Annotated in this window: 17 protein-coding genes and 1 tRNA gene; 11 read left to right on the top strand and 7 right to left on the bottom strand. The window is 43.1% G+C overall.

The genetic code is table 11. The annotated features are described in order from the left end of the window. Positions 1–370 precede the first annotated feature (370 nt). Positions 371–1,006, top strand: coding sequence for a YqiA/YcfP family alpha/beta fold hydrolase (locus V7K27_RS06365; protein WP_334945367.1), 636 nt, complete (start codon positions 371–373; stop codon positions 1,004–1,006). A gap of 104 nt (positions 1,007–1,110) precedes the next feature. Then, positions 1,111–2,256, top strand: coding sequence for a histidinol-phosphate transaminase (locus V7K27_RS06360; RefSeq protein WP_334945383.1), 1,146 nt, complete (start codon positions 1,111–1,113; stop codon positions 2,254–2,256). Positions 2,257–2,264: 8 nt separating this feature from the next. On the opposite strand, the gene V7K27_RS06355 is transcribed toward V7K27_RS06360, so the two are convergent. Both V7K27_RS06355 and V7K27_RS06350 read right to left on the bottom strand, forming a co-directional pair. Next, a complete protein-coding gene (locus tag V7K27_RS06355; RefSeq protein ID WP_334945366.1) occupies positions 2,265–2,819 on the bottom strand; it encodes a hypothetical protein in 555 nt (184 codons plus the stop codon). A gap of 712 nt (positions 2,820–3,531) precedes the next feature. Beyond that, positions 3,532–4,164 (bottom strand): GNAT family N-acetyltransferase, encoded by a 633-nt coding sequence (locus V7K27_RS06350; protein WP_334945364.1) that lies wholly within the window; start codon positions 4,162–4,164, stop codon positions 3,532–3,534. A 1,157-nt stretch (positions 4,165–5,321) separates the two neighbouring features. On the opposite strand from V7K27_RS06350, the gene V7K27_RS06345 reads away from it, so the two are divergent. The 4 genes from V7K27_RS06345 (at position 5,322) to V7K27_RS06330 (ending at position 11,249) form a co-directional block, all read left to right on the top strand. After that, a complete protein-coding gene (locus V7K27_RS06345) occupies positions 5,322–8,915 on the top strand; it encodes a response regulator (RefSeq protein ID WP_334945362.1) in 3,594 nt (1,197 codons plus the stop codon). 68 nt (positions 8,916–8,983) lie between these two features. After that, complete coding sequence (locus tag V7K27_RS06340) at positions 8,984–10,372, top strand: hypothetical protein (RefSeq protein ID WP_334945360.1); 1,389 nt, start codon at positions 8,984–8,986, stop codon at positions 10,370–10,372. 50 nt (positions 10,373–10,422) lie between these two features. Then, positions 10,423–10,493, top strand: a tRNA-Gly gene (locus V7K27_RS06335). Positions 10,494–11,021: 528 nt separating this feature from the next. Then, positions 11,022–11,249 carry a hypothetical protein gene (locus V7K27_RS06330; RefSeq protein ID WP_334945358.1) on the top strand — a complete coding sequence of 76 codons (228 nt, stop codon included), beginning with the start codon at positions 11,022–11,024 and terminating at the stop codon, positions 11,247–11,249. Here V7K27_RS06330 and pstB read toward each other — a convergent pair. The 4 genes from pstB to pstS all read right to left on the bottom strand — a co-directional run bounded on the left by pstB (position 11,203) and on the right by pstS (position 15,270). Next, positions 11,203–12,009, bottom strand: a complete 807-nt coding sequence (gene pstB, locus V7K27_RS06325; protein ID WP_334945357.1) for a phosphate ABC transporter ATP-binding protein PstB — start codon at positions 12,007–12,009, stop codon at positions 11,203–11,205. The genes V7K27_RS06330 and pstB overlap by 47 nt on opposite strands. A gap of 57 nt (positions 12,010–12,066) precedes the next feature. Beyond that, positions 12,067–12,948 carry a phosphate ABC transporter permease PstA gene (gene pstA, locus V7K27_RS06320; RefSeq protein WP_334945355.1) on the bottom strand — a complete coding sequence of 294 codons (882 nt, stop codon included), beginning with the start codon at positions 12,946–12,948 and terminating at the stop codon, positions 12,067–12,069. A 19-nt stretch (positions 12,949–12,967) separates the two neighbouring features. Beyond that, on the bottom strand, positions 12,968–13,918 hold the full coding sequence (pstC, locus tag V7K27_RS06315; RefSeq protein ID WP_334945353.1) for a phosphate ABC transporter permease subunit PstC: 951 nt from the start codon (positions 13,916–13,918) through the stop codon (positions 12,968–12,970). Positions 13,919–14,088: 170 nt separating this feature from the next. After that, on the bottom strand, positions 14,089–15,270 hold the full coding sequence (gene pstS / locus V7K27_RS06310) for a phosphate ABC transporter substrate-binding protein PstS (RefSeq protein ID WP_334945351.1): 1,182 nt from the start codon (positions 15,268–15,270) through the stop codon (positions 14,089–14,091). A gap of 1,212 nt (positions 15,271–16,482) precedes the next feature. On the opposite strand from pstS, the gene V7K27_RS06305 reads away from it, so the two are divergent. The 4 genes from V7K27_RS06305 to V7K27_RS06290 all read left to right on the top strand — a co-directional run bounded on the left by V7K27_RS06305 (position 16,483) and on the right by V7K27_RS06290 (position 21,623). Beyond that, a complete protein-coding gene (locus V7K27_RS06305) occupies positions 16,483–17,070 on the top strand; it encodes a biotin transporter BioY (RefSeq protein ID WP_334945349.1) in 588 nt (195 codons plus the stop codon). 94 nt (positions 17,071–17,164) lie between these two features. Next, complete coding sequence (lspA, locus tag V7K27_RS06300; RefSeq protein WP_334945347.1) at positions 17,165–17,641, top strand: signal peptidase II; 477 nt, start codon at positions 17,165–17,167, stop codon at positions 17,639–17,641. Between the two features lie 562 nt (positions 17,642–18,203). Continuing rightward, on the top strand, positions 18,204–18,851 hold the full coding sequence (locus tag V7K27_RS06295) for a hypothetical protein (protein ID WP_334945345.1): 648 nt from the start codon (positions 18,204–18,206) through the stop codon (positions 18,849–18,851). 504 nt (positions 18,852–19,355) lie between these two features. After that, on the top strand, positions 19,356–21,623 hold the full coding sequence (locus tag V7K27_RS06290) for a transglycosylase domain-containing protein (protein WP_334945343.1): 2,268 nt from the start codon (positions 19,356–19,358) through the stop codon (positions 21,621–21,623). A 54-nt stretch (positions 21,624–21,677) separates the two neighbouring features. Here V7K27_RS06290 and V7K27_RS06285 read toward each other — a convergent pair whose 3' ends face one another. Continuing rightward, positions 21,678–23,081: an aromatic ring-hydroxylating dioxygenase subunit alpha gene (locus V7K27_RS06285; RefSeq protein ID WP_334945341.1), complete on the bottom strand. Its 1,404-nt coding sequence runs from the start codon at positions 23,079–23,081 to the stop codon at positions 21,678–21,680. 241 nt (positions 23,082–23,322) lie between these two features. On the opposite strand from V7K27_RS06285, the gene V7K27_RS06280 reads away from it, so the two are divergent. Beyond that, the gene (locus V7K27_RS06280) at positions 23,323–23,457 is read left to right on the top strand and encodes a four helix bundle protein (RefSeq protein WP_334945381.1); all 135 of its coding nucleotides are present in this window, start codon (positions 23,323–23,325) and stop codon (positions 23,455–23,457) included. Positions 23,458–23,511: the final 54 nt, after the last annotated feature.

Below are 23,511 nucleotides of genomic sequence, written 5' to 3'. Positions count from 1 at the left end.
TGAACTCGGAACTTCAGCCTTTGAACTCGGAACTTCAGCCTTTGAACTCGGAACTTCAGCCTTTGAACTCGGAACTTCAGCCTTTGAACTCGGAACTTTCAAAATTCTCATAAACAAGTGAAGATTTTGTTTAAACGAATATGAAATTCAACCTAAGAGGTTGTTTGAAAAGTCCTCTTCTCGGTAGCAAAACGTTTTAGATCCCCCTAAATCCCCCGATAAATTGGGGGACTTTAAGAAGTTTCCCCCCCTTTTTAAGGGGGGCTAGGGGGGATCAATAAGTGCCTAAAGTCACAGCGAAACACTTTTCAAACAACCTCTGACATATCACCTTGAAAGAGCTACTCCAAACTCCTAACTATCTACAGCCTTGCACTACATATATCTTCACGGCTTTGCTTCCAGTCCTAATTCTGCCAAAGCGCGGGATATAAGCGATCGCTTTACCCAAATTCAGACAAAGCTAAAAATTCCCGACTTGAATGCTGGTGATTTTTCCCAGTTGACAATCACTCGTCAGCTAACTCAAGTTGCCGCCCAATTCAATAATGATTCTACGCCAGTAACACTCATTGGCTCAAGCTTGGGCGGTTTGACTGCTGCTCACTTGGGACAGCAATATTTACAAGTGCAACGCTTAGTTTTGCTAGCACCAGCTTTTGGGTTTTTATCCCATTGGCTACCTAAGCTAGGGGATGAAGAAGTACAGCGTTGGCAGCAAGAAAAATATATCATGGTCTATCACTATGGAGAAGAGCGATCGCTTCCTTTAAGTTACGATTTCCTTACAGATGCTGCTCAATATCAACAAAAGCTTTTGCAACGTCCTATCCCCACACTGATTTTGCATGGAAAAAAGGATGAAGTCATCCCCATCGAAGCCAGTCGTGACTTTGGGCGTTCGCGTCCTTGGGTGGAATTAGTCGAACTCGACAGTGACCACGCTTTGGGTAATGTTATGGAAGAAACTTGGCAGGCAATTCGCCTCTTTTGCCAGTTACCTTAAAGCTGTAAAATAAAACTCACACATAACTAATGTTCTTAGTCATTTGCGCTTTGTTTAGTTACTAATGACCAATGACTAATGACCAATGACTAATGACTAAAATTATGCTTCCCTTCATCCGGTCAGATTTAGCACAATTTACCGCTTATAAACCCCACCCCAGTAGCGATACAGCCGCATCTGTTCCCGCGCAGTTCGATCGGCTGGATACAAATGAAAGCCCCTACGATTTACCACCTGAGTTAAAACAGAAGCTAGCCTGGACGTATCAGCAAGTAATTGAAACAAATCGTTATCCCGATGGCGGACATGAAACACTTAAGGATGCGATCGCCCAGTATGTCAATGAGTCAGCCAGCCTCTCGTTATCCAATACTGCTGCCAATATTTCTGTTGGCAATGGTTCAGATGAACTAATCCGCTCATTATTAATCGCCACCTGTCTAGGAGGAGAAGGTTCAATTCTCGTTGCCAATCCGACTTTTTCGATGTACGGAATTTTGGCACAAACTTTGGGTATTCCTGTAGTGACGGTGGGTAGAAATGAAACAAATTTTGAAATTGACTTAAAAGCAGCACAGTCTGCCATTGAACAAACTCAAAATCCCCCCATTCGCGTAGTTTTCGTAGTGCATCCCAATTCGCCGACAGCCAATAGCTTAACTACGACAGAGTTAGCATGGTTAAGAAGTATACCAGAACATATTTTGGTAGTAATTGATGAAGCTTACTTTGAATTCAGCCAAACTAGCCTAGTGGGTGAATTAGCACAACGCTCTAATTGGGTAATATTACGCACTTTTTCTAAAGCCTTTCGATTGGCAGCTCTCCGTGTTGGCTATTGCGTTGCTCATCCCGAAGCGATCGCCATCTTAGAAAAAGTTCGCTTACCTTACAATCTCCCCAGCTTTTCCATAGCAGCAGCATTAGTTGCTTTACAAAACCGCACACTCTTGCTAGAGTCAATTCCCCAAACCCTGAGTGAACGAGCCAAACTCATCGAAATTTTATCCCAGCAACCAGAACTACAAATTACCGCCAGCGCTGCTAACTTTATTTACCTACGTCTGAAACCAAATGGCTTTAATTCACAAGATGTTGCATTAAAAACTTTCCACCAGAAACTTAGAACACTCGGCACCCTTGTGCGACACATTAGTGGAGGATTGCGAATTACTGTTGGGACAATAGAGGAAAACGCCCGCACCGTTAATCGAGTCCAAGCTGCTTTGGCAAATTTGGAATTTTAGCAATTGACTCAGTAATGAAATCGGTTGTCCACCTCACTACCCAAACGGCGTACTATTCCCACTGTTTGTGGCAGCACACCTACTAAAAAAGCAAAAGCAACATCTGGCAGAAGAGCCACTATTTCTGGTGGGAAGTATTGTTCAAACTGATCGAGAATCTTTTGGACTCGCTGCCCAGGCACTGGGTTTTCTGTAATTTGTTTGATCAATCGAATCCACTGTCGCCTAATCAAGTAAGCCTTCTGACGTTCTTCATTACATTCGGGAGTTAATAAAGACAGATTACCTATGGGCAATGCCCTTTGGCAATCACAATCGTAATCCCCACCCACAGCAGCCCCAGGCCCAGCAAACTCTGCATGGTAGCGCTTAAAAAGTATTAATCCATTTCGTCTACGACTATTGACAATGAAAACTTTTCCACTGTGTAAACGTGTAAGGATATCCGAGCCTTGCGATTGCTCAGTTCCATCTGCCATGACAACAGAGTCAAGGAAACTAGTTTCAGGGTAATAAGTTGATATCATAGAGGTCTGATAGCGTCGATGCTGTTCGCTATCCATGTTTTTTAAACTTTCAACGAATTTGGTAGTAGTATGCACTTCAAAACGTAACTAGTTGTTATGTCAAATCAGCTTTTTGAATTCTTTTATTATCAAGAGTCTTTTGGTCAATTTAACTAAGATACTAATAAACAGGCTTTGTTTAGTAATTTAGTGATCATATTTTATGAGATATAACTAGATTTGTCTCCAAATTCGGAGAGTGTTTTCTTAAAGTTTTTATAAAGATGAATATCTTAATTACAAAGTTATTATGAGGGATTGCTGATTTTCTAAATTAATTGTAAAGCTATTTCCATTATAATTTATTTATTTCTCAGATAAAATACTCTCAACTAAGATAGTTATTATTTAATGACAAATAAAAAAAGACATAATATAACGTTTGATCATTTAAATTAAGTTTTCCAAAGTTATACTTTTATGAATATTGATGAATAGGAAGAGTCATAAAACAGGAGTCAGAATACAGAATTCAGAATACACTACCCATAAAGGGATAGAGTTTTAAGGCGAGAATATTTTAATTTTTTTCCCCCACCCAACTCTTGGAGACGCTACGCGAACGACAGAGCTACGGGCATCGCAATTCGGCTTGGTTTTAAACCAATATTCATTACCCAGTCGGACTCCAATTCAATTCTGAATTCTGACGCCAAGCCGAGGAGCGTCTCCGGCTCCGCTCCTGAGTTCTGAATTCTTCTTATAAAATTCAGATAGTAGAATCAGCACTCAGGTGCTTGTGCAAGAACATCTGGCTTGAGCGTCCTAGTAAAAATGTATTCCAATTGGATTCGACTTTATGGACCCGATATCCCGCCTTGAAATAAAGTTGCCTTGCCTGATGATTATTTTCTAAAACGTGGAGATATAAGTCTTGAAATCCCCACTCATGAGAGACTTTTTCACAGCTAGTCAGTAACCCGGAAGCCACACCATGTCTACGGTATTTTGGGTGAACAGCTAAATTAGATAAGTAAGGAAAACCCATACCAACCTGGCTCCACGAATCACTATAACGTACACCTAGTTCCACACTTCCTACTAAATTATGAGCTGCGCCAGTAGTAGCTTCAAAAGCGACTAAACAAATATGACGCGGTGGAGGTGATGCCATGCGATGCCTTAAGTCTTCGTAAATACCCAAGCGTAGCAATGGAAAAGCCCATCCCCACATACCTTTTTGGGAGTGAAAGCTTTCAGCAATAATTTGGGCAACGCCGATTAAATCAGCAGGTGTAGCTGTACGAATTTGAAATTGGCAGCAAGCTGGATCGATTGGCTGTTGCTGGTATGGATGAAAAAACCGATATTTCAAGGCGAGTTTAGTATTGATTTTATTCAACGAAAATTTTCTCAAATATCCTCAAACACCATTTAAACTGAATAAAAACTTCATATCTACCCAGGAGATTGAACTGAACTAAGATTGCTAATGTGCTTTTGCCTGTGGAGCATACAAAGTTTTAGACTTGAGTTTGGGGCTTTATAGCCTGGATTTTTGAAAGAGTCTTAGAAGTTACCGAAACACAAATATTGGCGCCAGTCGCCAGAATTCAGAATTAATTTTAAACGAAAAAGCGGATGAATCAGGGGATCTTCAATCAGTGGCGGGTCTGAATCCCCCACTGATTGATTCTGACTCCTGAATTCTGAATTCTGACTCCTGAATTCTGAATTATTCTTCAAAGCTTCATAAATCTATAATCTTTCCCTTGCTTTAGGTAAGGAGGATATCAGTGTGTTCACCACAAAAACATTTGTAAAGTCGTACCGTACAGGTTTAGGTAAATGGGTAGATAAATAGCATAACCTGTCCGTAGGCATAACTTACAAAATTGTTAAGTAAGTACACCACCGACAAACTTTGGTTGCAATACTGAACTTGTTTATGCAATTGCCACTACACTAACAGGACTTTGCTACTAGGCTATGGGAACAGGCTGTACAGCTACTGGGGAAGAATCTACAAGGTTCCTAATTCCTAACTTATTAACCACTATGACTTGTCTTAATGATAGTTCTGATTGCTAAATTAGAAAGAGGTATTTGTCTAATAGTATACTTTGGCTTTAAATCTTATTGTTTTAATATTGCTGACTCTACCATGACTCCCAAAAATAAAATTTACCTGGAAGTGTTAGTAAAACGGCTGCGGAGGGAAAACTTAGTATGCAGCTATCATCTGGATTTTTCAGCTAGCTATGAGCGCTGTATGTAATATCAGACATTGCTCACAGGAGGTGAAAGAGGATTTGGCAAGCAAGCATCGACTATGTAACCCTAAAACTGACTATGAAAGCAATTACACTGCACCAAAGCAAACGGTAATGGGCATAAGCCATTGAGACGAATTACTGTGAGTAAACACTCCTACACTCAGCAGTCATGTAGCCAAACAGCCTTATTGGTCAAAATGCTCTGCTCTTACCTGACTCAGAAAAATCCTTACCTGATCAGATTATTCTTTATCCGACTGCCGTTGCAGCAGGAAGGCGGTGCATGAAATCCCCAGCAAACAGTAAGCCGAAAATTTTGGTTGTCGATGATGAACCAGACAACCTTGACTTGCTTTACCGCACTTTCTATCGTGACTATAAGGTGCTAAGGGCAAACTCTGGGCCTGCGGCACTCGAACTGCTGGCTCAAGAGGGAGAGGTCGCGGTGATCATCTCCGATCAGCGGATGCCGATGATGAGCGGTACAGAATTTTTGAGTCTGACAGCAACTCAATATCCAGATATTATCCGGATTATTTTAACTGGCTACACCGATGTCGAAGACTTGGTGGAAGCAATCAACGCTGGTAAGGTATTCAAATATGTCACTAAACCGTGGGAAGCTGAGGAACTCAAAGCATTGGTACGGCAAGCTTTGGATACTCACAATGTCCTCAAAGCCCGCACCCGCGAGCTTACCCGCACACTCCGACAAGAATCGCTGCTGAATACCGTTACAAATACGATTCGCAGTGCTTTAGACTATCGCCAAATTTTGCAGGCAATTGTAGATACAGTGGGTCATATGTTGGAGGTGGATGTCTGTCTGTTGCGTCCCTTCCAAGATGAGCAGTTGGCAGATAAGGGATTCATTTATCAGAAAGCTCTTTCTGAAGAAGCAGGGGAAGTTGCAGTAAGTCTTTCCCCTCTCTCTCCAAAGGGGGATCTGAGTCCCACAATGCCCAGCCCTTTGCCTCTTTTGGCTCAGACGGTGTGGGAAACCCGCGAAGTCCAGGTGATTCACGATGCGATCGATGATGAGCGCATTCACGGGAATACTCCCGAACTGCTCCAACGTGAGGCAGCTTTTGCAGCCGCTAACATTTGTTCTAGTTTAGTTGTGCCATTGATCTGCCAACAAGAACTAATGGCAGTGCTGGCACTGCATCAGTGTTCTGTGCCTCGCTTCTGGGGGGATGATGAGGTGCAGTTAGTGTTGATGGTAGCGGATCAGGCAGCTTTAGCTTTGTCTCAAGCTTATGCTTACGAACAAGTACGCGGACTTGCCAAGCGAGAAGCCTTAATTAATACGATTACTAGCGCGATTCGCTCTAGCTTAGATCCCCAAGATATCTTTGCGGCGATTACCCAGCAATTGGGACAAGCCTTACAAGTCGATGGCTGTGTCCTGTCTTTGTGGACAGAGGAAGATGAGTTTGCCGAGTGTGTGGGCTTGTATGATAGTTTTCAACAACCGGAAAATTTGCGTAGGCACAGCCCAACCCAGGCATCGCCAGTCCTAGACAAAAATTTAAGTAGCAATAAGAACCTATTAACTCAGAGAATACCCTACTCTCAAGCATCTATACAGGAGAATCCAATCCTCCAACAAATGCTACAGACACATGAACCAGTGGTAATTGGTAATGTGAGTCATTCTCTTTCAGGAGTGCAGAGTTTTAATTTGCCTTTAAAAATGCCAGGGCGATCGCTAATGTTTGTGCCATTATTGGCTGATGGTAAATGTATCGGTAGTATTACCCTACATGAAGGTAACAAAGTCCGCCGATGGCTGTTATCTGATATTGATTTGGCGAAAGCAGTAGCAGCTCAAGCCGCGATCGCTGTCCAGCAGTCACACTTGTATCAAAAAACTCGCCAACAAGCTGAACGCTTACTGGAATTAGATAAACAAAAAACCGAATTTTTCCAAAATATCTCCCATGAGTTTCGCACACCGATCACCTTGATTCAAGGGCCTTTAGAGTCGGCGGTGGCGGCTGGTGAGGGATTATCTTACTCCCAAAGTGCGATCGCTCTGCGTAACTCCCGCCGCCTGCTGCGACTGGTAAATCAACTCCTGGATTTACAACGTCTGGATGCGGGGAGAATGCAGCCTAGTTTCCATCCCTGCGATTTAGTCGAATTTGTCAGCCAAATTGTCGAGTCTTTTCGCCCCTACTGTGAGAAAAAAGGACTGCATCTCACTACCCAGTTAGATGAATGTCCTACGGTGTACTTGGATATGGAAAAATTTGACAAGGTGGTTTATAACCTTCTGTCAAATGCGATGAAATTTACTCCTGAAGGTGGGACGATCGCCGTCAGACTAAAATCTGAGGGCGATCGTTGCATATTGCAAGTACAAGATACTGGAATTGGCATTGTTAAAGAACAAATTCCCTATCTATTTGAACGCTTCCGCCAAGCTGAAGGTTCAGCAAACCGCTCCTATGAAGGCAGTGGTTTGGGTTTAGCTTTAGTTAAAGAATTGGTAGAATTACATGGCGGTGAAGTCACTGTGGAATCAGTTTACGGCCAAGGCACTAGCTTTAGTTTATGGCTTGTGACTGGAAATGCTCATTTACCCACACAGCAAATACTAGAAACGTCTATCGAACTGAACACCAGCCGCGCTAGCGTAGAATTGGCTGATTTAGAACTGGTAGAGTCAACAACAGACAATATTGAAGATATTACAAGAAACTTCTCCCCCAGTATTGATACTCAAGACTTAACACTTAAGACTCAGCAACGCCAGACCGCTCAACAGGGGGAACCCCTGCACACGGCTGGCTCCTCAATTTTAGTTGTAGATGACAACCCGGATCTGCGAAACTATGTATCTGAGATTTTCCGCCGCAACGGTTATCGCGTGCATACAGCTCGTAACGGTTCTGAAGGGTATGCGATCGCTAAGGAAATTATACCCAACTTGATTGTGACTGACTTAATGATGCCCTTGGTGAGCGGACTTGAGATGATCCAGATGATCCGCAATGAGGACAAGTTGAGAGGAACACCAATCATTCTGTTGACAGCGAAAGTAGACGAGGAAACCCGCATCGAAGGTACAGAACATGGGGCGGATGCTTATTTAGCAAAACCATTCAATGACCGGGAACTTTTGGCGGAAGTTCGGAATCTTTTAGGATTGAAGGAAAATGAACGGCGAATCGTGGAGTTAAATACTTATCTAACAGAATCGGTGCTAAAGCGCTTTTTGCCGACTGCATTGGTGCAAAAAGCCGCAACCGGAGATTTAACCTTAGATTTGCGCCCAGAACCACGCTTAATTACAGTTTTGTTTAGTGATATCGTCGGTTTTACACAGCTAGCAAATACTCTCAGATCCCGGCGAGTAGCAGAGTTGCTAAATGAATATTTAGCAGCCATGACCAAGGTTGTATTTAGCAATGGCGGCACTGTAGATAAATTTATGGGAGATGCTATCTTAGCTTTATACGGAGCGCCAGAAGAACTAACCCCTAATGAACAGGTGCGTCGTGCCATCAATACAGCTAGAGCAATGCACCACTCACTGGCTGAGTTGAACCAGCGCTGGCGAGATCAAGGTGTATTCGATGGCGACAAACTTACTGGCGTACAGTTCCGGTGCGGTATCCACCAAGGTACTGCTGTTGTGGGGATGTTTGGTAGCGCTGAACGTGCCGATTATACTGCCATCGGCCCAAGTGTGAATATTGCTGCAAGGTTGCAAGTTGCCGCTCTTCCCGGTACTATTCTGGTTTCTGCTGCCGTGGCAGATTATTTGCAGGAAGAAGAAATTACTAAAGGTAGTCCGCTAGAACTTAAAGGAGTAGATGAAACAGTTTTGACTTTTGTTGTTAAACCAGAGATAATCTTTAATCGCTAAAATTTAAACTGGTATTTTAAAGCATTAGCAATGAGGAAGAGTGCCTAATCATATCCAGTTTCGATAATATGACACCATCGGTTGCAGACAAAACTCCAATTCCAGCCAAGGTCTGGAGACGACACACCGATCCACCCGGTTTGTGGATTTCTGTCGTTATAGCTTCAGTCTCTCTGCACTTGCTGGCGTTCTGGCTGATGCGCTCATCTAATGCATTTAGTCTGTGGTTTCCCCAGCAAAGTCAATCTGCTGTTCCCATTGAATTGATAGATATTACTCCCAAAACAAAATCAAAATTAACAGTCAAAACAGTTTCGCCAAAGCCACGATCGTCAACTCAAAAGTCTGTAACAGCACCTTCACTACAAACAGGACGAACTACGCCCAGAAATCAAGATTTTGGGGCAATAAGTTCTGCGGATAATCTCCAGAAAAAGAGCCGAACTTACGCCTCTCAACCTAATAGCAAACCCTTTAGGGAAGAGAGAGTTCCTACGCCGACACCTACAGCCACACGAAAACCTATAGCCACACCAAAACCTATAGCCACGCCGAAACCTATAGCCACACCAAAACCTACAGTTCCAGTCGGTAATTTACCTTGGAACCGCCGTCAAGAAATTAAACTGGGAAAAGGAACGCCACTACCATCAGGTATTCCATCAAATCCACCAGTTTCGGAAGCTGAAAACAGAAAAACTCCAGCAACTCCCACCAGAGAAACTCCAGGAAATCGAACTAGAGAAACTCCAACAACTCCGACTAGAGAAACTCCAGCAACTCCCACCAGAGAAACTCCAGGAAATCGAACTAGAGAAACTCCAACAACTTCCACCAGAGAAACTCCAGGAAATCGAACTAGAGAAACTCCAACAACTCCGACTAGAGAAACTCCAACAACTCCGACTAGAGAAACTCAACCAACTCCCACCAGAGAAACTCAACCAACTCCCACCAGAGAAACTCCAACAACTCCGACTAGGGAAACTCAACCAACTCCCACCAGAGAAACTTCACCAACTCGAACTAGAGAAACTCCAGCAACTCCTACTGAGGGAGCATCGGTAGCAATAGTAGCTCCTTTAGCTAAAGATGAAGTGAGTAACTTGATACAAGTAGGAAGATTGCGACAAGATGCTTTACCCGACGTTATCGCTTTATACAAGGGAAGCGACACAAAACAGTTAGACTCAAGTTTTCTTCTCCACAATTCTGGACTTGAACCAGCACAGCTATTGGCTAGCTTAATAATTGATCGGAATGGCAACTTTCAACAGGCTGTAGTTCTAGAAATAGAACCAGCAAGACTCCAAAGCGAAAAAAGCACATACGAGCAAGTCCTCAGCGAAGTTTTTAAAACAGAAAACTTTATTGCTGCTCACAACAACGATGGCACAAAACCAGGTTTGAGCAATCTGTATGTCAGGATCAAAATCCAACCTACTAATTCCAAGTAGATGCTTGAATTTTCGCAAAAACTGTGCTACATTTATAGGATTGGAAACACGCGGGCGTAGTTTAGTGGTAAAACTATAGCCTTCCAAGCTATTAATGCGGGTTCGATTCCCGCCGCCCGCTTAGAAAAAAACTTTGAAATGTACTCGTGCAAGAAGCAAGTCTGGGCTTGCTAAAATAACCAGTTAAAACCAGTTAAAAATAACAGTCCTAATTCATTTGTGAAAATTTCAGTTGATTCCTCTCTCTGCGTTCTCTGCGCCTCTGTGGTTCGTTAAAACAGTAATTTTCACAACTCAGATAGGATTGCTATAGGACTAGTATAAGATTAGTGAAATGCACTATTTTGGACTGTCAAGGCTAAAATAGTGGATTAGAGGTAGACGTAGGTTGGGTGGAGCGGAGCGCAACCCAACATATATATCAGGATGTTGGGTTACGCAAAGCCTGCACCCAACCTACAATTTTTTTGCAACATTTTAGGCTAGAGGGTCCACTACAAGACTACCGATATTTTTTCAGAAATCAAATATGATTCCTATATATGTAGTTATTACAAAACCTGCAAGTATGGAATAAATAGGAAGACAAGGCAACACTATTACTGCTACTGCGCTATGTGTCGGACACTGCCCAGTCAATGCAAGTCTAATGTTAAACAGCTTAATTATTGCTTTTTTTGACCAACAAATAGTCATACTTAATCAAGCGATGCCTGCGGCGGGCTACGCCTACGCCAAAGTTGACGAACAAATAAAAAAACTAGAGGAATATCGCACAGCATTAATTTCCGAGTATCCCTCATCGCTACAACATAAAGAATATGTAATATTTATCCAAATCTGCCGCTCACGTAATCTCTGGTGTCTTCTTGCTTAGGATTGTTGAAAATTACTTCTGTGGCGTCGTATTCTACCATGAAACCGTTACGACCACCTGTTTCTGTAGTCCGAACATTAAAAAAGGCTGTCTTATCAGAAACCCGCGCGGCTTGCTGCATATTATGGGTGACGATAACGATGGTATATTGCTCTTTAAGTTGGTGAATTAGTTCTTCAACCCGCAAGGTGGAAATAGGGTCGAGGGCGGAGCAAGGTTCATCCATCAATATAACTTCAGGTTGGACTGCGATCGCACGAGCAATACATAACCGTTGTTGTTGTCCACCAGATAAAGACGAGCCACTTTGTCGCAGTTTATCTTTGACTTCATCCCACAAAGCTGCTTTTCTGAGACTGCTTTCTACCAATTCATCAAAATTACCTTTGTAGCCGTTGATTTTGGCTCCAAAAGCAATATTGTCATAAATTGATTTTGGAAATGGGTTTGGTCTTTGAAACACCATCCCAATCCGACGACGCACTTCTACAGGGTCGATGTCGGATGCATACAAGTTTTTATCGTAAAAAAGTATTTTACCTTCTGCGTGAAAAGACTCAATCAGGTCATTGAGACGGTTATAGCATCGCAACAATGTACTTTTACCACAACCAGAAGGGCCGATAAAGGCTGTCACCTGATTTTTCGGTATATCTAGCCAAATATTCTGTAAGGCTAAAAACTTGCCGTAGTAAACGTTAAGATTTTCGGTGCGTAAAACGGTTTCAGTGTCATTCACTGTTTTAATGTTACTAGCCATAAATAACTCTAGTGTTAGTTTGAGCGATGGGGATCTGGACTGTAGATGGTGTGTTTACTAAACTTTTTGACGAGTTGCCCAGCGAGCAATGATACTAGTGATTAAAACCATCAATACCAAGATCAAAGATGCTGCCCAAGCTAGTGATTGCCAATTTTTAAAGGGAGAAATGGCATATTTGTAAACCAAAACAGCAAGGGAAGCTGTTGGTTGGAATAAGCTATCTGGCCAAAAGTTGGAAAATAAAGCGGTAAATAGTAAAGGTGCGGTTTCTCCAGATGCTCTGGCGATCGCAAGCGTTGCCCCGGTTACAATTGCTGGTAAAGCTGCTGGTAAGACTACTTGACTGACTGTTTGAAAGTTCGTCGCTCCTAACCCTACAGATGCTTGTCGCAAATCTTGCGATACTAACTGCAAGGCTTCATCAGTAGTTCGCAAAATAATTGGCAACATCAAAATTGCCAGTGCAAACCCTCCACCGAGAGCGGAATATGATCCTAAGTTCAACTTTACCAGTGTTAAAACTACAATGCCATAGGCAAATACCCCAGCAATAATTGAAGGGACTCCACTAAGGACATTAGCCGCAAAACGTACCCATCTGGCTACTTTCGCCGAACTAAATTCTGTGATGTAAATCGCCCCCAAAACTCCAAAGGGGATGCTAATCAAGGCAGCAATTCCTACCATTAGCAGCGTGCCTAAAATTGCATTACCAAAGCCTCCTCCCTTTTGTAGAGCTTTCGGTGGCAGTTCAACAAACACGGCGAGATTCAGACTGCTAAAGCCTTTAATAATCACGTAAGATAGCACTGCTAGCAAAGGTAAAAGTGCTAATACTCCGCAGGTAAATGCGATTACGGTCATCACTGTATTAAACAGTGTTCTCTGAGACGTGGCGGAGCGAGTTAAACTGCGCTCTGGAAAACTAGAAGTCATAATTTAACCCAAAACTAAGCTATATTCGCTTGACTCTCAGAACGATCAACTCTGCCAGAATATTCACTACCAGCGTCAAGAAAAATAGAACTAAAGCCGCGTACATTAAAGCCGCAACTTGTAAACCACTAGCTTCTGAGAATTGATTTGCCAGTAAAGAAGAAATCGTATTGGCTGGTGCTAAAAGAGAGAGACTGATGTTGTTGGAGTTGCCAATTAACATCGTTACAGCCATTGTTTCTCCCATTGCCCGGCCAAGTCCCAGCATCACAGCACTAACTATGCCCGAAAAGGCTGCTGGGATGAGAATTTGCAAAATCGTTTCCCAGCGCGTTGCTCCTAGTCCTACAGAGGCTTGGCGCAAACTGGGGGGTACAGAAATCAAGGCATCGCGGGATAAGGCTGTGATGATGGGCAAAGTCATAATCGCTAATATGACTCCCGCCGGCAACATTCCTGGCCCTGTAGGAGAAGTGCTAAAAAATGGCAGCCAGCCAAAGTAACTATTCAGCCATTTTCCCAAGCCGGTTAAGATTGGCACCAAAACAAAAATACCCCACACGCCGTAGACAACGCTGGGAATAGCTGCCAGCAGTTCTACTGCGAAAACCAGTACCAGCTTCACTTTAGCGGGCAAAAAATCCTCACTCAGTACAACAGCAGTACCAACCCCAATTGGTACTGCTATCAGTAGACCAATAAAAGAACTCAAGAGAGTTCCATAAATTTGAGGTAGCACCCCGTAGCTATCATTAACTGGGTTCCAAGTGGTGTTGGCTAAAAAGCTAACGCCAAACTTTTGAATAGCAGGCCAAGCGCCAATTGCAACCTGTGACCCGATCCATAATAAAGTGGCAGCAACCCCAAAGGCGAAAATTTTAGTCAGCCAAATAAAACCCCGATCTAGGGACTTTTCTGCCTCAGAGCGACTTTTTATCGCTGATGACAGATTTTGAGAATTTGTAGTCATGAATACCGACTTTAACTATTAAATCAGAGAAGAATGTGTGAGGCAACCAGATTAGTCAAATTGTCGTTTGATCATCTTTTTAAACTGATACATTAGTAACTCCGTGTTCCCAGTTACTAATGCCCATAAAACGACCACTTCATCAATTATTGATTAGGGATGTTTGATGCTTACTTGCTAGCGCTACTACCACTACCAACAGAGATTTTATACTCTGGACTGATTTGATCAGCAGCAGCAGCTACCTTGGTGATGACGTTTTGGGGTAGAGGAACATACCCTAGTGTACTGGCTTGCTTCTGACCCTCAGTTAAAGCGTATTCGATCGCGGCTTCAATTGCCTTAGCTTTTGCCGGATTGGAATATTTCTTGTAAGCCAAAATCCAGGTGTAAGTGACTATGGGATAGGAATCAGCCCCTTGTGGATCGGAAATAAAGAGGCGGAGATCAGGCGGTAGAGCTACTGATTCCAGAGTTTTAGAGGCAGACTCTTCACTAGCTACAATAAACTTACCGGCTTTGTTTTCCAAAGCAGCAAACTTGAGACTATTTTGTTTGGCATAGCCGTACTCGACATAACCAATAGAACCTTGAGTTTGTTGGATTTGGGCGGTAACACCCTCGTTACCCTTAGCACCGACTCCCGTAGGCCAGTTGACAGTTTTGCCTTCACCAACTTTAGTCTTCCACTCTGGGCTAATAGCACTGAGGTGTTTTGTAAATACACCCGTGGTGCCGCTACCATCGGAACGATAAACAACTGTGATCGCATCTTTAGGAAGCTTTGCACCTGGGTTAGCCTTGGCAATTTGGGGATCATCCCAAGACTTGATTTTACCTAGTAGAATATCGGCGTAAACTACGCGTGGTAGCTTAAGTTCTGGAACATCTGGCAAGTTGTAAGCCAGCACGATGCTACCAGCAGTTACAGGCAATAAAATAACGCCCTTATCCGGTGGCACTTTCTGAATTTCTTCATCTTTCATGGCAACATCGCTGGCACCAAAGTCTACAGTACCTTTGATAAATTGCTCAACTCCAGCACCGCTACCAACTGATGCATAGTCAACTTGCAGATTTGGATACTTTTTGTTCAAATCCGTGAACCAGGTGTCGTACAGTGGTGCCGGAAAAGACGCACCAGCCCCGGTTAGCTTTACGGTTCCGCCAAGGTCTAATTTTGTTGGGCTAGATGCAGTAGTATCTGTAGCAGTGCCAGAAGGCGTATCCTTAGTGGCTGTGCTATCTGGGGTTTGCTGTCCGCCACAAGCTGCTAGGCTGATTGTCAGTGCTAACACTGAAATTGAACCTGGGAGGCGATGAGTTTTTATTACACTAAGACGTGAGAGCATCGCTATCAATTTTTTATTATATTTCCAGGTGAGCGTCTCTAAGATACCCCTAAAGGACAACAATTAAGATTAACAATAGGTTAATAAAGCAAAAAAACAAGCATTTTTTTGATGAAGAGCAAACCCTTATTTCTAGTTTTGATTGATAAATTTTATACTTAGCTAGAATCAAGCTTTAAATACTACTAGCACAAAATAAATTATACGTATTTACAAAAGTTTATTATTAGTGTACCCTCATTGGTCAAGTCATCAAAAAAGTGTGTCAATAGATGATAAGTAGGTGGGCGCAATTAAAGTTAACTGACGTGGGCTGTCATTTGTCCTTTGTCCTTTGTCCTTTGTCATTGGTAAGGGTTTTAAGCCTATTTACGTTCCGTAACATAATTTGGTTTATTCCCACCAACTTACTTAAAGCGTGGTAAAACAAAAAGCTTATAACAGGGGGCAGTTCTTGCTGGAGGAAAGGATTAGGAATGAAAACTTTCCTTCGACCCAACTCTTAGAGACACTGCGCGTAGCTTGCTTCCCCGTAGGGGTACGGCAGAGCTACGGGCAACGCAAGCTCAGGAAGCATAGTTATTGGTATAAAATCGAGTTTAAAAAGAAGAATTGTATCGAGTAGAGTGCAGCCAGATGCGCGGAGCGATCGCCTAAAAAAAGTGCATTAAGGAAATAAAATATCTTAAGCACTTAGTAGCCAATTTAGGCAATGCTCTGAAAAAATTAGTAGAAATATTGGGCTAAGTAATTTTACCATATTTTAGGTCAAATCTCAGAATTAGAACACGCCTCAGTCAATAAAATCAGACAATAGACACCTAAGCCGCAATTCGCATAACTGAAAAATTACATACCAAAAAGGCAAAAGAAAATATGCTAGTTCTTAAGATGTCAGCACAAATTTAATTTCAATATTAATGAATTAGGACTTACGCACTTTACAAATTGAGCATCATGTGGATATCAAGCTTATTAAGATAAAAGTCTTGCCCTGCCTCGTTCCCAGCCTCTGCCTGGGAATGCGATCGCTGGGAGGGCTGCTGCCTCCTGTCAAACTGGGAGGCAGCAGCCCTCCCACAAGAGCATTACAAGGCAGAGCCTTGTAAAGAGAGTTGATGCACATTTGGTTCTGTCTGTCAATGCGTAAGTCCTATGAATATACTGCTTGCTATTGGTTATCCCTTTTGCCTTTCCTTGGTTGTCTTATAAATGTTTGCTGCTTCCAATCAATTACTATGGTCTATGATTGGCTTACTCCTAACAATGGGTGGCACTTTCCTAGAAGCTTATGGCATCACCTTACCTTGGAGTTGGAGTCAGCACGGAATTCAGACTTTTTCTTTAGGAGTCAGTTTTCAAATTGGTGCAGTGCTGCTGGTGGGTTGTTTAGGAGGCAAAAATGCCGGTGCGCTGTCGCAAATTGCCTATTTAGTGATGGGGTTAACTTTATTACCTGTATTTGCCGATGGTGGCGGAATTGGTTATCTTAAGCTATCTCAGTTTGGCTATCTACTAGGCTTTATTCCTGGAGCTTGGATTTGTGGCTTGTTTGCTTTTAAAGCTAGACCTCGACTAGAAACTCTCGCCTTCAGTTGCATCTGTGGCTTGTTAACTCTCCACCTATGCGGTATTACTTATTTGGTTATTAGCTATATTTTTCAGTGGAAAGGCGCAGAAAATCTACCCTTGATGCAAGCAATCCTGAGATACTCGTGGTTTGCACTACCAGGGCAACTAACTGTAGTGTGTGCCGTTACTGTAATAGCATATGTATTGCGTCACTTAATGTTTTATTAGTTCATTGTCCTTCGTCATTTGTCAAAAGCTCATGACCAATGACCAATGACCAATGACCAATGACCAATAACCAATGACCAATGACTAATTCGCCATGCGTTTAAAAAATCGCCTTTTCTGGATTGCTGCCTTCATAGCTTTCTTCTTAGACCAAATAACAAAATACTGGGTAGTGCAAAGCTTTAGCTTGGGGCAGACCCTACCACTCTTACCTGGGATATTTCACTTCACCTATGTCACTAACACTGGTGCCGCTTTTAGTCTGTTAAGTGGGAAAGTAGAGTGGTTACGCTGGCTATCTTTAGGAGTGAGTTTGGTATTGGTAGTGTTGGCCTTGTTTGGCCCAACCTTAAATTTGTGGGATCAGTTGGGCTATGGCTTGATTTTAGGTGGAGCTATGGGCAACGGTATTGATCGGTTTGTTTTAGGCTACGTCGTTGATTTTCTTGACTTTCGCCTGATTAACTTTGCTGTATTTAATGTGGCAGATTCATTTATTAGTATCGGTATTGTTTGCCTGTTAATTGCTTCCTTGCAAAAAACACCGACTTCAACTGGCAGGTCGCATTGAAGAAGAATACAGAATTCAGAATTCAGAATTCAGAATACAGAATTCAGAATTCAGAATCAATTAGTGGCGGGTCTGAATCCCCCACTAATTGTAGACCACACTTCGGCGCTGCTCTGTTACCACCAAATTTTATTGTTTTATGGGGGACTTAAACCCGTTTATTCAGACGCCTGAATTCTGACTCCTGACTCCTGAATTCTGACTCCTGACTCCTGACTCCTGACTCCTGACTCCTGACTCCTGAATTCTGACTCCTGACTCCTGACTCCTGACTCCTGACTCCTGAATTCTGACTCCTGAATTCTGACTCCTGAATTCTGACTCCTGACTCCTGACTCCTGATTGTGAAACTATAAAGCCTGGGATGGTTAATCCCAGGCTATTGATTACTAAAACCCTTGCTTAGTCGTATATGCGAAGACTTGATCTATAGGTTCGAGCAATTGTGATTTTTTTATGTAACACCAGTTCGCATAACTGGTCTAAGAGGTGAAGATGCACCAGCGATCGCTGATGGCAAACTAGAATTTAGATTATGCCTCAGCTTTTAATTTAATTACCTGTGCCAGGAGCTTTTGGCGAACTAGAGTCTGGAGTAGTGGGAGAGCTACCTGGTTGGATACTGCTGCCAGGAGTGCCAGGAGTGCCAGGTTGTTCAGGTGGGGTTGAGCTACCTGGTTCGGTAGTGCTGCCAGGAGGACTAGGTTCAGGTGGGGTAACACTTCCTGATCCTGGAGTTAAGTTGTTAGGAGTGCCAGGCTCAGGTGGGGTTGGGCTACCTGGTTCGGTAGAGCTGCCAGGAGTGCCAGGTTCAGGTGGGGTTGGGCTACCTGGTTCGGTAGTGCTGCCAGGAGTACCAGGTTCAGGTGGGGTTGGGCTACCTGGTTTTGGAGTTAAGTTGCGGGGAGTACCAGGTTCAGGTGGGGTTGGGCTACCTGGTGCAGTTGTGCTTTCGGGAGTGCTAGATCCAGATGGCGTTGTGGTTCCTGGTGCAGTTGTGCTATCTGGAGTGGTGGTGCTGGGTGTGGTATCTGCTGGTACTGTAGTGCTACTAGGAGCGCTAGGTGTGGATGCTGTGCCGCCGGGACAGCGCGAGTTGAGCGGAAAATACTCGCACAGAATTTTCATCCCTTCTGGCGACATCTTGATTTCCGTTGGTGCAGTAGTGGAGTCGCTATTAGATTGGGCTATGGGGGATTTACTGGATTGACCTACAGCAACGTTAGCGGTGAGCGCCAAAGATAGAGCTGTACCAATCATGGTCAGAGATTTTCCCATCATTCTGAAATTAACCTTAACGGAACACTCGCACTATTAAAACAGACAATTAGATTTAGAAAATCTTCCTAAATGAAGATATTTAGGTTTGTTTCAGAATATGTGGATATGTAAAATTGGTAAAAATTAAATCTCTTGTTTCTTGATAATTAGTGTTTAAAAATACAAATACAAAAATTATGCTTGTAGTTATTGAACTAGTAATAGTAGATAAAATCAGCCTTTGAGAATAGATAAAAAATTTCTGCTTCTATAAATAAGTGACGAAAATTACAAACTAATTCTAATTGCAAGCTAAGTTCAAGTATAAATTAAATCAAAAAGTTCCGTATAGCCAATTTATGCTTTGGCTTATGAGTAAAATGATGAAAGACTAACATCTAAATTGATTGTAATTCGCCCGATTCTTCACTAAAAACTGTGATGTGAATAGCCGATGAGTTCTCCCCAACCCCCTCACAAGCCACAAACGTTACTAGGTCAACTGACTCAAGCAGTACATACGATTCAAGCTAGGGTCGATTTTTCTAAATTGGCGCTCAAGCCTAATGCCAAGGTACCGGAACTTTGGGTGCAGGATGCGGGGGCGGATAAGGCAGAAGTATATCCACTGTTGGGCGATCGCTATATTCTCGGTCGTAGCTCCAAATCCAGCGATATCGTCATCCGTAACCCTGTTGTCAGCCAAATTCACCTGTCGCTATCGCGGAATTCTACTCATAGCACACCAGTTTTCGTGATCAAAGACGAAAACTCCACCAATGGCATTTATCGTGGTAAGCGTCGTGTTAGTTCCCTGGAACTGCGTCACGGCGATATTCTCACCCTGGGTCCCCCAGAACTCGCCGCTTCTGTGCGGTTACAATACGTAGATCCACCAGCTTGGTATGTCAAAGCTGCAAGTTTGACAGCTTATGGTGTCGGTGGTGTCAGTGCCCTGTTAGCGTTAGTGATTGGCGTTGAATGGCTGAAATTTACAGTAAGACCTCTACCTACAGCTACACGCGCTCCAGTGGTTGTTTACGCCCGTGATGGAGCCACTCCCCTGAGAGAGCCTCGAACTATCTCTCATGTAGACATGAAGCGTTTAGAGCAATTCGGCCCTTATTTGCCTGCTGCGGTGGTGGCTTCCGAGGATAGTCGTTATTACTGGCACTTTGGGGTTGACCCTCTGGGGATTTTACGAGCCGTGTTGATCAATAGCCGCAGTGGAGATGTCCAACAAGGAGCCAGTACTGTTACCCAGCAAGTTGCCCGCAGTTTGTTCCGCGAGTATGTAGGTAGACAAGATAGCCTTGGACGCAAATTGCGGGAGGCAATTGTTGCCCTGAAACTCGAAACCTTTTACAGCAAAGATGATATTTTGCTGATGTACTTAAATCGGGTTTTTTTGGGTGGAGATACCTCTGGCTTTGAGGATGCATCCCGATATTACTTTGAGAAGTCGGCTAAAGAATTAACTTTGGCAGAAGCAGCAACTTTGGTAGGAATTCTACCAGCCCCCAACGGCTTCGATTTTTGTGGGGATAGTCACAATAAGCTAGAAGCTGCTGAATACCGCAATCGCGTGATTAAGCGGTTGCTAGAGATGGGCAAAATTAAACCTGAGGATGCAAACCGAGCCAGACGCTCTACCGTCCAAGTTAGTCCTAAAGTCTGCGAACAGCAAGCTAAAACGATCGCTCCTTATTTTTACAGTTACGTCTTCTCTGAGTTGGAATCAATCTTGGGGCAGGGAGCCGCAAGAGAAGGAAACTATATCATTGAAACCCAGCTTGATCCAGCGTACCAGACCCAAGCAGAAGCAGCGTTGCGGAATTCAGTCAATAACGGTGGCGCAAATTTTAATTATTCTCAAGGGGCGGTGGTAACTCTTGACTCCAGTACTGGCAGCATCTTGGCAATGGTGGGCGGCACTGATTACAAAAGAAGTCAATTCAATCGTGCTGTCCAAGCCAAAAGACAACCAGGTTCCACCTTCAAAATCTTTACTTACACCGCCGCTATTCAACAGGGAATTTCACCATCCAATAGTTATTCCTGCGCTCCTTTAACTTGGCAAGGCTTTACTTATAAACCCTGCCGTTCAAGTGCTGGCAGTTTAGATATTGCTACGGGGCTGGCTCTTTCAGAAAATCCCATCGCCTTGGGAGTTGCCAAAGAAATTGGGCTAGATAAAGTGGTGGCGATGGCGCAGCGTTTGGGGATAAAATCACCCCTCGATCCAGTTCCGGGATTGGTACTGGGTCAAAGCGTGGTCAATGTTTTAGAAATGACTGGTGCTTTTGGCGCTATTAGCAATCGCGGTGTGTTGAATCCTCCCCATGCCATTAACCGAATTTTAGACAGTAGTGATTGCCGCGATCGCAATGATATCAAAACCTGCCGTGTAATCTACTCCTTCGACCAAGATCCAGATGCTAACAAACGAGTGCTGCCAAATGGTGTAGCCGATGAGATGACTAGTTTAATGCGTGGCGTAATCACAAGAGGTACTGGTCGTAGTGCTGCCATTGGACTGGGCGAAGCTGGTAAAACTGGCACGACTGATAAAAACGTTGACTTATGGTTCATCGGTTTTATTCCCAGTCGGCGGCTTGTAACTGGTGTTTGGTTGGGAAACGACAATAATTCCCCGACATCTGGTAGCAGCGCTCAAGCAGCTCAGTTGTGGGGAAATTATATGCGGCGGATTACAAGATAAATTGGGCATTGGGTATTGGGCATTGGGCATTGGGAACAAAATCACAGGTAAAATTCAGTTTTTTTCCGGTCGGTTTCGTGGAGGTACGGTTCGTCCATCATAAAACTGAATAACCAACTTACTAAGTCCCATCCATGCGAATGCAAAGATTAAGGGAGCTAGAGTTTCAATCACAACTGCTACAACTGATGTTGTCTGAAAAAATAAAAAAAGCATTGGAGTCCAAGCCAAAGTAAGTACTGTTGCAACTCCACTCCCAAATCTCAATCGCTCAATAATCGAAAGCGCCGAGCTACAACTGGCACATTTTTCCGTATGAGAATGATACCTCTCCAGAAGCACGGACTTTGCCAATGGGGGAGAAAAAGTCTCTTTGCCAAATGGTTCAGCGTTATATTGGTTTACCCACTGACGCAATTCAAATACAAAACTATCTGCTTTGGTTGGAAGGTAAAAGGCTTTAGTAAAGTTAGGGCTACCTCCTTTAGCTTCAAGATACCTTTCTTGATAGTGGAGAAAAATTTGATCGTCTTCTAAAACACCATTTTGTCCAATGTGGTAATACCAACGCGGTCTGAGCTTAATAAACCAACCTGGAAGTTTATCAGGAAACTTAAAAGGAAAACGTGCAAATACACGACATTCTCCTTTACGTATGGGTGTAGCATAAACAACTGTTAGAATTCTGCCACGCTGGGAGTTGATGTCATGCCACATTAAACTTGGAGCGACGAAGGTTGTTGATAACTCTCCTGATTGCCCTGGTTTCAAACCTTGTTTCCAAATCCCTTTGAATCCATGTTTACCAGATTCAATCACTTCAAGTTCCAAAGGTGCTGCATTTGCCCTATTTCCTACCGTTTTATGGTGTGTAAAGGATATGTGGCTAGGATCAAGTATATTTTCTAACAGTGTTAATGCATCATAAGGCACATCTCTAAATGTATTAATTACAACCCATCCTTCAGGAGATTCTTCTAATGGTTCAATTATTGGCACTTCGGTTTTGGCAGCATTTTCATATTCACCAACGTATACAAACAGTAGTCCTTGCTTTTCAATAGTTGGTAATGATGGCACACAAGCTCGTTTTGATGTCTCTGCTGTTCCACCTTTGACTTGTTGAGGAATCCTTTGACAATTTCCATCTCCAGAAAAAGCCCAACCGTGATAGGGACATTCCAACAGCCCTTCGTCACTAATCCTGCCTTCAGACAACGGTGCTAAACGATGAGGACACTGGTCTTCAAAGCTTCTCCAAGATTGGGCAAGTCTATCCCACCAAATTACAATATCTCTTCCCAGCACTGTAAAAGGCGTTGGTTTTGATTTGTCTAAGTCCTCCAGATAATGGATGGGATACCATGTTTCTTTACAATCAAAACTATTTGGATCGCTGCCGCCTCCAGGCTGTTTTGAGTGAAAACTATCTCTGACATTAACTTCTTTCTCAAGCATTTTTGATGTTTATTAATTTTTATTGCCTACTCTCAGATTTATTTTAGCTAGTATGGAACATTGGCTGTATGGCGATCGCAGTTTCATTATTGATTTGATGAATAGCCAATGCCAATGCGTCCCCTTGCATTAAAACGCTACGATTTTACGCAAAGCTGTACTTAGAAGTTTATCAACTTGCTAAGAAGCTAGCTAATCAAATTTGGCATATTGCTGATGGGATCATTTCACTAAAGATACACTGGGCAAGCAAATTGTTCGGTCTGCTGATAGTGTTTGTGCGAACATCGCAGAAGGTAGAGGTAGGTACAACGACCAAGACAATCGACGTTTTGTCAAGATTGCGAGAGGGTCTTTGTATGAAACAATCAGCTAGTTGAGGTTAGCCTACGCCAGACAGTTATTGACAAATAAACAGGTAAGCAGATTT

The sequence above is a fragment of the Nostoc sp. genome, from assembly GCF_036919575.1.
Taxonomy (GTDB): domain Bacteria; phylum Cyanobacteriota; class Cyanobacteriia; order Cyanobacteriales; family Nostocaceae; genus Nostoc.
This window is presented reverse-complemented; position numbering and strand designations above follow the sequence as displayed.